This is a genomic window from Campylobacter sp. BCW_6463, from assembly GCF_001762785.1.
GTDB classification, from domain to species: Bacteria; Campylobacterota; Campylobacteria; order Campylobacterales; family Campylobacteraceae; genus Campylobacter_D; species Campylobacter_D jejuni.
Genome location: NZ_MJXL01000008.1, coordinates 1 through 9,967, shown reverse-complemented (window position 1 = coordinate 9,967; position 9,967 = coordinate 1). Strand labels below are relative to the sequence as shown.

13 protein-coding genes and 1 pseudogene are annotated in these 9,967 nt (G+C 27.8%); 5 read left to right on the top strand and 9 right to left on the bottom strand.

Annotated elements, in window-relative coordinates; translation table 11 throughout:
- The 3 genes and pseudogenes from AJ884_RS00475 to AJ884_RS00465 form a co-directional block, all read left to right on the top strand.
- Positions 1–915: methyl-accepting chemotaxis protein (locus tag AJ884_RS00475; protein ID WP_002934477.1), on the top strand; the 915-nt coding region annotated here is incomplete at its 5' end.
- A gap of 79 nt (positions 916–994) precedes the next feature.
- Positions 995–1,714: a class I SAM-dependent methyltransferase gene (locus AJ884_RS00470; RefSeq protein ID WP_070233288.1), complete on the top strand. Its 720-nt coding sequence runs from the start codon at positions 995–997 to the stop codon at positions 1,712–1,714.
- A 55-nt stretch (positions 1,715–1,769) separates the two neighbouring features.
- A pseudogene (locus tag AJ884_RS00465) lies at positions 1,770–1,984 on the top strand (hypothetical protein).
- Positions 1,985–2,015: 31 nt separating this feature from the next.
- On the opposite strand, the gene pyrC reads toward AJ884_RS00465, so the two are convergent.
- The 4 genes from pyrC to eptC are packed head-to-tail and all read right to left on the bottom strand — an operon-like array spanning position 2,016 to position 5,143.
- Entirely contained in the window at positions 2,016–3,023 is a 1,008-nt protein-coding gene (gene pyrC, locus AJ884_RS00460) for a dihydroorotase (RefSeq protein WP_070233286.1), read from the bottom strand.
- On the bottom strand, positions 3,013–3,258 hold the full coding sequence (locus tag AJ884_RS00455) for a replication/maintenance protein RepL (protein WP_002861043.1): 246 nt from the start codon (positions 3,256–3,258) through the stop codon (positions 3,013–3,015). The genes pyrC and AJ884_RS00455 overlap by 11 nt, the downstream gene beginning before the upstream one ends.
- Positions 3,255–3,611, bottom strand: a complete 357-nt coding sequence (locus AJ884_RS00450; protein ID WP_044778744.1) for a diacylglycerol kinase — start codon at positions 3,609–3,611, stop codon at positions 3,255–3,257. The genes AJ884_RS00455 and AJ884_RS00450 overlap by 4 nt, the downstream gene beginning before the upstream one ends.
- Positions 3,608–5,143 carry a lipid A/FlgG phosphoethanolamine transferase EptC gene (gene eptC, locus AJ884_RS00445; RefSeq protein ID WP_070233285.1) on the bottom strand — a complete coding sequence of 512 codons (1,536 nt, stop codon included), beginning with the start codon at positions 5,141–5,143 and terminating at the stop codon, positions 3,608–3,610. The genes AJ884_RS00450 and eptC overlap by 4 nt, the downstream gene beginning before the upstream one ends.
- A gap of 117 nt (positions 5,144–5,260) precedes the next feature.
- Between eptC and AJ884_RS00440 the strand changes: the two genes are divergently transcribed.
- Positions 5,261–6,019: an exodeoxyribonuclease III gene (locus AJ884_RS00440; RefSeq protein WP_002869154.1), complete on the top strand. Its 759-nt coding sequence runs from the start codon at positions 5,261–5,263 to the stop codon at positions 6,017–6,019.
- Positions 6,020–6,038: 19 nt separating this feature from the next.
- Here the strand turns inward: AJ884_RS00440 and AJ884_RS00435 are convergent, their stop codons facing one another.
- Genes AJ884_RS00435 through moaC form a run of 3 tightly spaced genes read right to left on the bottom strand, consistent with a single transcriptional unit; the run spans position 6,039 to position 7,903 of the window.
- A complete protein-coding gene (locus AJ884_RS00435; RefSeq protein WP_079860119.1) occupies positions 6,039–7,199 on the bottom strand; it encodes a hypothetical protein in 1,161 nt (386 codons plus the stop codon).
- Positions 7,189–7,452, bottom strand: a complete 264-nt coding sequence (locus AJ884_RS00430; protein WP_002857480.1) for a DUF493 domain-containing protein — start codon at positions 7,450–7,452, stop codon at positions 7,189–7,191. The genes AJ884_RS00435 and AJ884_RS00430 overlap by 11 nt, the downstream gene beginning before the upstream one ends.
- Positions 7,430–7,903 (bottom strand): cyclic pyranopterin monophosphate synthase MoaC, encoded by a 474-nt coding sequence (moaC, locus tag AJ884_RS00425; protein WP_070233283.1) that lies wholly within the window; start codon positions 7,901–7,903, stop codon positions 7,430–7,432. Before moaC ends, AJ884_RS00430 begins: the two co-directional genes overlap by 23 nt.
- Before the next feature lie 92 nt (positions 7,904–7,995).
- Between moaC and AJ884_RS00420 the strand changes: the two genes are divergently transcribed.
- Entirely contained in the window at positions 7,996–8,151 is a 156-nt protein-coding gene (locus tag AJ884_RS00420) for a highly acidic protein (RefSeq protein WP_002851965.1), read from the top strand.
- Between the two features lie 61 nt (positions 8,152–8,212).
- On the opposite strand, the gene cheQ is transcribed toward AJ884_RS00420, so the two are convergent.
- Both cheQ and cheP read right to left on the bottom strand, forming a co-directional pair.
- On the bottom strand, positions 8,213–8,692 hold the full coding sequence (cheQ, locus tag AJ884_RS00415; protein ID WP_079860118.1) for a cheVAW transcriptional regulator CheQ: 480 nt from the start codon (positions 8,690–8,692) through the stop codon (positions 8,213–8,215).
- Positions 8,693–8,719: 27 nt separating this feature from the next.
- Positions 8,720–9,583, bottom strand: coding sequence for a cheVAW transcriptional regulator CheP (gene cheP, locus AJ884_RS00410; protein WP_070233281.1), 864 nt, complete (start codon positions 9,581–9,583; stop codon positions 8,720–8,722).
- Between the last annotated feature and the right edge of the window lie 384 nt (positions 9,584–9,967).

Here is a 9,967-nt window from a genome sequence, read left to right as displayed (position 1 = left end):
ATCAACGAAAACATCCTTGCTACTAAAAAAGGTTTAGAACAAGACAATCAAGCTGTTAAAGAATCAGTTCAAACCGTATCAGTTGTAGAAGGTGGTAATTTAACAGCAAGAATTACTGCTAATCCAAGAAACCCACAACTTATTGAACTTAAAAATGTTCTAAATAAACTTCTTGATGTTTTACAAGCTAGAGTAGGTTCTGATATGAATGTTATTCATAAAATATTTGAAGAATACAAAAGCTTAGATTTTAGAAATAAAATCTCTAATGCTTCAGGAAGTGTTGAATTAACTACTAATGCTTTAGGCGATGAAATAGTTAAAATGCTAAAACAAAGTTCAGACTTTGCTAATGCTTTAGCTAATGAAAGTGGAAAATTACAAACTGCTGTTCAAAGCTTAACCACTTCTTCAAATTCTCAAGCTCAATCTTTAGAAGAAACTGCAGCAGCTTTAGAAGAGATCACTTCTTCTATGCAAAATGTTTCAGTTAAAACTAGTGATGTTATCACTCAATCTGAAGAGATTAAAAATGTTACAGGTATTATAGGAGATATTGCAGATCAAATTAATCTTCTAGCTTTAAATGCAGCTATTGAAGCTGCACGTGCTGGAGAACATGGTAGAGGCTTTGCTGTTGTGGCTGATGAAGTTAGAAAACTAGCTGAGAGAACTCAAAAGTCTTTATCTGAAATAGAAGCTAATACTAATTTACTTGTTCAATCTATCAATGATATGGCAGAAAGTATTAAAGAACAAACTGCAGGTATTACTCAAATCAATGATAGCGTAGCACAAATTGATCAAACTACTAAAGATAATGTTGAAATTGCTAATGAATCAGCTATTATTTCTAGTACAGTAAGTGATATAGCTAATAATATCTTAGAAGATGTTAAGAAGAAGAGGTTTTAATTAGTCATTCAAGCCCAAAAAAGGGCTTGAATTTTAAAAATTTATGCTATGATTTTATATATTTTATCAAGGAAAATATATGAATTTATGGGATAAAAAAGCCAAAACTTACACAAGATATCAAAACACTTTAAACACCATACAAAAGCAAACTTTTGAATATTTACAAAATTTAAAGATTTCTTTTCAAAATAAAAGCATTATAGATATAGGATGTGGAACTGGAGTTTGGACTTTACACTTAGCTAAAGAGGCTAAAGAAATTTTTGCCTTAGATAGTGCAAATGCTATGCTTGAAATTTTACAAGAAGATGCCAAAAAACTAAATCTTAACAATATAAAATGCGAAAATTTGAGCTTTGAAACTTGGATGCAAAACAATCCTAATGCTAAATTTGACCTTGCATTTTTAAGTATGTCCCCTGCTTTACAAAATGAAAAAGATTATACAAATTTCTTAAATCTAGCTAAAACAAAAATTTATCTTGGTTGGGCTGATTATAGAAAAAGTGATTTTTTAGATCCGATTTTTAAATATTTTAATACCGAATTTAAAGGTTTTTATAAAAAAGATTTAGAAAGTTATTTACTAGAAAAAAATATATTTTTTCATAAGATTGTTTTTGATGAAACACGCAAAGTTCAAAGAACGAAAGAAGAGGCTATAGAAAATGCTCTATGGCATTTAAACATTAACAAAATCACAGCTTCTAAAGAAACTGTAAGTTCTTTTGTTGAAAATGATATTATTGAAACTATAGAATCCAAAATAAAACTTTTAATTATAAATAACTTATAAAAACATTAAGCTTATACTTATTACAATTTCACCGATTATTTCAAAGGAGTTTTTAATGGTTAAAAATTTAATCATCAAATTTGGACGCTTGATTCTTGATGCAATTGCAGTGATAAGTTTTGTTGTAGCTTTGCTTTATTCTCTTTTTATGATGTTTAGCATTGGATTTTTAGCTGGTTTATTGTCGCTGATAGTCAGTTTTATTGCTTTATTTTTAAGTTTTTTTGTGATCTATCTTGTTATAGATATCAGAGATACTCTTGTAAATAAAGCTTAAATTTTCCACCTTTAGGGTGGAAAATCAATGTTTTAATTGAAATTTTAAAATTTCTCCGGCCATATAAGGCACGACTTGATTGTATTTATCTTCATAAACATTTGGCACTTGCCATTCTTTTTCTTCTAAAGTTAAAATTTTATCTTCTTTAAATTTCAAATCATAAATTTTACAAGCGTTATCGCTTAAAAATTTTTGCAAATTTTCTTTGGAGCTATTTTGCTTAAATAATTCAGCTAAAACAGGTAAAATCACTGGGGCGCTAAATACACCTGCGGCACAACCGCAACATTCTTTAGTGTGCAATGGATGAGGCGCGCTATCACTTCCAAACATAACTTTTTCATAACCACTAAAGGCAAGCTCACAAAGTACTTCTTTATCTTCGTAACGCTTGGCTATAGGCTTACAAAAAAGATGAGGATTCATTTTACCTCCGATAACATCATCTAAAGTGATGATTAAATGATGTAAAGTGATTGTCGCATATAAATTTTCATAATCTTTTAAAAGTTCACATAAAGTTTTAGTGGTAATATGCTCCATTACAATTTTTAATTTTGGAAAGTTTTTTGCTAATTTTTCATAGATTTTAGCAAAATTTGCCTCTCTATCCATGACAAAATCATTTGTTTCACCATGCACTAGCAAAGGAATCTTTAAATCACTCATAGCCTCTAAAGTAGGTTTTAAATACTCTATATCAAAACTTGAAACTCCACCATTTGAATTTGTTGTAATTCCTGCTGGATAAAGCTTAATGCCAAAAATTTCATCTTTGGCAATTTGAAGAAATTTCTCATCATAATTTTTAAAAAAAAGTGTCATTAAAGGAGTGAAATTTTCATCTTTACAAACCTTAATGATACGCATTTTATAAGCTTTTAGATCTTCTAAATTGCAAAGCGGAGGGATTAAATTTGGCATAATCACAGCTGCACAAAAATCTCTTGCACTCAAAGGTGCAATAAGTTCTAGCATTTGATTATCTCTTAAATGCAAATGCATATCTAAAGGATTTTTAAGTATCATTTTTATCTCCTATATTTAGCTGATAAAATCCATTCTTAAGGCGCTTGAAAAGTTTTTTTTCTTCTAAAAATTTAAAAGTAGCAATGATAGTGGGTTTGCTTTGATGTAATTTTTCTTCAAGCTCACTGATTTTAATCATAATAAAACCATTTTCATCGGCATTTTCACATAAAAATTTTAACAATTCAAAACGCTTTTTTCCTAAAATTTCTCGTATTAAATTTTCAAATTTCATAAGTAAATGCTATATAAAATAAAACCCCAAACAAAAAGAGCTAAAAGCACACTAAAAAACACTGCCGCACTCGCACAATCTTTAGCAATTTTTGCCTTTTCATGCCATTCATTTGTAATCAAATCAACACAAGCTTCAATAGCTGAATTTAAAGCTTCTATAATTAAGATAAGTATTAAAACACTTACCAATAACAAATGTTCCAAAAAACTAACTTTTAAGAAAAAACTAAAAACTATCGCAGGGATAATAATGCAAAGTTCAATTCTAAACGCCATTTCATTTTTAAATAAAGCAAAAACCCCTTCTAAAGCATATCTTGCGTTATTTAAAAAATGATATTTAGGCTTCATGGATTTGCCTTAAGTTTAGGATTTAATAAATCATATTCTGGCTCATAAACACTTGTTTTTACATCAAAATATCCTAAAAGAGTGCTAAAAAGATTATCTTGAGAAAGTTTTAAACTTTTATGTTCTTTAGCTAAATTCATTAATTTTTCATCATTACTCCAAAAAATAGCAGGAATATGAGTTTGATAACTTGGTGCTATAGCATAAGGCATACCATGAAGATAAATATCATTTTCGCCCAAACTTTCACCATGATCTGAAAGATAAAATAAAGAACTTTCATAATCTTTTTGCTCTTTTAATAGTTTTATAATCTCACTTAAAAAATAGTCTGTATAAAGCAAAGTATTGTCATAAGTATTGATTAAAGCCTTACTATCACATTTTGAAAGTTCATTGGTATCACAAGTTGGAGTAAATTTTTTAAACTCATTTGGATAGCGTTTATAATAAGTTGGCCCGTGAGAACCTTGCAAATGAAGAACTATTATATTTTGATCACTCAAATGATTTAATTTTTCTTTAAAAGGAGTGAGTAAATTTTCATCCAAATCACTAGAAAGCTTTTGTTTATAAGCTAATCTATCACAAACCCCTTTACAACCACCAGAATTATTATCAAACCATGCAGCATCTACACCTGTTTTATAAAGTATATCCATGGCATTTTCTTGAAATTCTGAACTCGAATAATCTCTACGCTTGGATATAGAAAACATACAAGGTAAACTTACCGCTGTTGCTGTTCCGCATGATGAAAAATTATCAAAAAAGACTACATTATCTTTTTTAGTATAAAAATTGGTATCATTTTTAGTATATCCACCCAAAGAGTAATTTGCTGCTCTAGCGGTTTCACCCACTACCAAAACCAAAATTTTTTTAGTGTGATTGTTTTCTCTATAAGCATCATTAGCTATAGTTTTAAATTCTGGCTTAGCTTTTACAAAACGAACATAATAGCGATATACGGCATAAAATTGATAAAAAGGAGTATTATACATTCTTATTTCATTATAGTTTCTAAAAAAAGGCAAGAAAGTTTTACTTAAAGGGATTAAAACTGCACTAACCACAATCAAACCTGATATTATATTGATAATTTTAATTTTTATATGAAATTTAAAACTACCATAATCAATTTTCACTTTAACAACATAAAAAGCCAACAACAAAGCCAAAACAATAAATAAAATTAATTTTAAATTTAACAAATCTTTTACTTCTTTGATATCCGTTTGAACAACATTTTGTATCATATCAGAGTCTATAAGCACCCCATAAAAACTAATAAAGTAAACACTTAAAAAAGATGATATTATAAAGAATATAGAGAAAAATTTAGTAAAAAATTTCATAAAAAGTAAAGAGAGAATTGCATGAACTAGTGCAAAATAGACCACAATGAAAACAAAAGTTATAAACCAATTTTGATTGTTTTTTTCATACACAAACTCAAATAAATTAAAATTTAATATTGCAATCATTAAAGAATTTAAGAAAGTAAACCAAAACCAAGTTAATCTAAGCATATAAATCCCACCTTCAAATTTAAGATTTTAATTCTATTAAATTTGTTTAAATAGATTGTAGTTTTAAATCTTTTTATGCTATGATTTACACTTTTAATGAAAATTTTAAGGAAAATAATGAAACTACTTTCATGGAATGTCAATGGCTTAAGGGCTATTTGTGATAAAAATGCACTTGATTGGATAGCACAAGAAAAAATTGATTTTATAGGTTTTCAAGAAATCAAAGCACATGAAGATAAATTTCCTAAAAAAATTTATGAATATCCTTTTAAACACATGTATTTTAATTCTGCTAAAAGAGCGGGATATTCTGGGGTAATGAGTCTTTGTAATTTTGATAGCGAAGTAAAAAAATGCGAATTTTTTGATGATGAAGAAGGCAGGGTTTTAGAACACCGCTTTAAAAATATCGCACTTTTTAATATCTATTTTCCAAATGGTCAAAAAGATGAAGAGCGTTTAAATTTTAAGATGAAATTTTATGCAGATTTTTTAGTGTATTTAGATAAGCTTTTAAAGGATGGATTTGAAATTATTATTTGTGGCGATGTTAATACCGCTCATAAAGAAATCGATCTTACCCATCCAAAAGCCAATGCCAACACTTCAGGTTTTTTACCTATAGAAAGAGCTTGGATTGATGATTTACTAAAACTTGGTTTTATAGATACTTTTAGAGAAATTAATGGTGAAATCAAAGAAAAATACTCGTGGTGGAGCTATAGAATGAAAGCAAGAGAAAGAAATGTGGGTTGGAGGATCGATTATTTTTTCATTTCAAAAGGTTTAAAAGATAAACTTAAAAACGCTTTCATAAGAGATGATATTTTTGGCTCTGATCACGCACCTGTAGGCATAGAAATAGATATTTAATATCCCAAAAAATGGGATATTATTTTTTAACAAATTTTTTTGCTTTTTCCCAAAGTCTTACACCGAGCTTTTTAGCTTTTTTGGAATTTAAATCTTTGTATTTTTCACTAGCAATTTTTTCTAATTCAAAAATTTCTTGTTTAAAACGATTTAATTTTCTTTGAGTAAGTTTATTAAAATCATTAATCTTTGGATTTCTCTTAATATCATTTAAAACTAGTATTAGTTGTTCTCTACTTTCACTCGCAAGACGTCTAAATTTAGCAAAAAGATTATCAAGTTCATGTTCTAGCAAATTCTCAACTATACTCTTACAAGGATCATTTTGCAGTTGAATCTCTTTTTTTAAAAGAGCAATAAAATCATCTTCTATACCTATTAGTTCTTTGCTTTTTAAACTAACATCTTCTTCAAAATTTGCATAAGTTAATGAAGCTTTAAATTTTTCCATTGCTAAAACAATACCATCTCTTGTGCCTTTAATCACACCTAAACAAAGATCTTTTGCATAAGCCATAGATTCATTAGCTATTTCAAAAGCGGTATTTAAAATAATACTTGAAATTTGTAAAATTCTTTCTTTTTCAAAATGAGCTTCACAAATGGCATTATATACGAGATTTTTAGCTATTTCGCTACTTGTAAGTTCTATATCTTCAGCCTTTTCTAATGTGGTTAAAAAAGCACTTTCAGCGGTTTCTTTTAAAATTCCAAGCATTTCTATATCAAATAAAATAGCATCATTTAAACCACCGCTAAATTCATCACAAAAAGAACATTCTTGTAAAATACTCTCGAATTCAAAAAAATTATCGCTGATTTGATTTTTAATCAAATTCTTTTGATTTTCAATCTGTTTGTTTAATAATTCAGCTTCACTAATATACTCATAAAGCGAATTTTGAGCATCTGCAACACTTGCTTTTACCAGAGCCTTAATAACCTTTGAAACATTTTCATCGTCACAAAAATCAAGTTTTTTTAAAATAGTTAAAAATTCAACCAAAAGAGAATTTAAAACTTTTTTTGTTTCATGAGGATTATGTGAAATTTGTTTATATGCAAGATTAAAACTCAAGTCCTCAAGTAAATCACTTGCTTCATCTTTACCGAGATTTGACAAAGAATTTTCAAAAATAATTAAAGTATTTTTCATTTTTCCTTCTTTCTTAAAGCACAAATTTTGCTTTAGCTTTTAATTTATCAAATATATCCAAACGATCTTTTTTGCTATCCACATAAACATTTAATAAATAACTTTGATATTTTCCGCTCGCACTTGAATTCGAATGTTCAAATTTATATTCTCTTTGACCTAAAATTTCTTGAAAAATTTCACTTGCCTTAACATGTACCTCAAAAATCACCTTATAATCCCAAAAAGTAGGATAATTGATCTGAGGTTCTTTTTTAAGATCGCACAAATTTACCACTTTTGCCTCCTTCTTTGCTTTCAAGCACTATATCCGTAATCCTCATTGATTTATCTATAGCCTTGATCATATCATATATAGTTAAAAGTCCTATACTAACCCCACTTAAAGATTCCATTTCAACACCTGTTTTACCTTCACACTTAACTGTTACAATAAGCTTAAACGCACATTCTTTAACAAATTCCACAATATCAGTTTCGACTTTAGAAAGCATCAAAGGATGGCACATAGGAATAATTTCACTTGTTTTTTTAGCCCCCATTATAGCCGCAACAATAGCTGTTTGAAGAACAGGGCCTTTTTTTGCAGTATTGTTTTTAATTACATCAAAAGCTTCTTGACTCATATATATCATACCACTAGCTGTGGCTATTCTTGAAGTAATATTTTTATCGCTTACATCTACCATTTTAGGATGATTGTTTTCATCTAAATGACTTAATTTCATAAATTCACCTTTTAAAAAATTATAAAAATTATAGCAAAACCAAACAAATTTAAGATAAAATAAGCTTTGTATTTTTATTTAAGGAGAAAACAATGGCTTATGAAGATGAAGAAGATTTAAATTACGATGATTATGAAAACGAAGATGAAGAATATCCACAAAATCACCATAAAAATTATAATTACGATGATGATGATTACGAATACGATGATGATAACAATGATGATGATTTTTATGAGATGGATTAAAATACAAAATTTTCATCTTTAAATTACAAGCAATGTCTTCACAGGGCTTGTAATTTATATCTTAATAATACCCAACGCACATACTCTCAGTGATTTTAATACGCTTTTCAAAAGGAGCTGGACTAAAAAAATGGCATTTTTCTATATAAATATGCTGATGATAATTTAGCCCTAAAAAATCATAAAATTTTTTTAGATTAACAAATTTAATCCCACAAATCTCCTTAAGCTCTAAAAGTTTATAAATAGAAGAATTATTTTTTTCCACTAAATGAGAGGGGGCTAACCCAGTAAAAGAACAAAAAGCACTTGCCAATACAAAACCATTTAAACCGCTACATTGCCTTAAAGCTTGCTGATGTTTTTCTAAAATGCAATTCCTATGCAAAAATACAATTCTTGTTCCTTGATATCTACCTATTTCTACATTTTTCCAAAATTTATAAGCATTTTTTGAAATTCCAGCAAAACGATGAAATTCAGCGTTTAAAATATAGTGATCTAAAAATTCATTAGGAGGCAAGATTAAACTTTTCATCACTACAATTTAGAGCCCTAAAAGAGCTCTTTAATCTTCTTTGTTTAAATTTTCCTTAGCTTTGCTAGGAAGCTTAGATAAAAGATTATTTAAATCAAAATTAATTCCTTGAGTTTTTGCCTCTTCAAGTAAAGCAACTGCAGCTTTTGCGTTAAATGGAGAAGAGCCATCATGTGGAGCAAAAAGATGATCTGTTATTGCTAGAGCATAAGCGGATTTTTTCACTTCTTCGCGAGCAGCGTGAGGAGTGCGAACAAAACATATACTTTCAATCAAAACATCATCAAAATTCCAACGATGCAACAAAAATCCCAAGAAAGAAATATGATCTACACCTAAAAATTCATTCTCCGCTAAAGCAATATTTTCAATTTTAGTTTCATTTAAAAAAGTTAAAAATTCTTTCTCTCTATGATTTTGTATAAGAAAATTTGAAAAAATAACAATGCCAAGTCTTAAAAGCATTGCACAAGGAACTAAAAGATGAGAAAGTTTTTTATCTTCATTATTGAGCCAATTTGTGATAAAAGTTGCCTCTTCGTTGCAATTTCTTAAAAAAACTTGAGTATCCAAACCATATGGTGAAACATCTATTTTAAAACTATCTTTAATAGAATCAGCAGTAACTATGTTGATGATATTACCAACACCTAATAAAGTAATCACTTGATTTATAGTTGTAATTTCTCTTGTAAAACCATAATAAGGAGAATTTGCAAGTTGCAAAAGCTTAGCTGTCATTAAAGGATCACTTGAAATGATTTCAGCAACTTTCATGGTTTCTATATTTGAATTAGCCTCATTTACATATTTTCTTAATTTACTCACAGTATCAGGCAAAGGTGGCAAAACTTCAACGCTTTTTAATAAAAGCTCGTTCATATCTCCGATCATATTTAATACATCCTTATTTAATATTCAATGTTCTTCATAGATTTACAATTATATCTAAAATTTAATTTACTTATTGCACAAAGTGAATATTTAACGCTTGATTAAGTATAGTTAATTTGTAGATAAAATATCTAAAAAATACAAAATCAAAAATTTTAAATTTTTATCCAAAATATAAAAACTAAAAAAATACACTTTTAAATTTATTTTAAATATAATTTACAAATACCACAAAAATATTTACAACATTTCATACAAATTTACTCTCATTAAATTAATTTTTTTATATAAAATAAAATTTAAATTGAAATTTTATAGTTTTATAATAATCAGTATTTAATTATACTTTAAGTTTAAATATTTTATTATTCCGCTATTTTATTT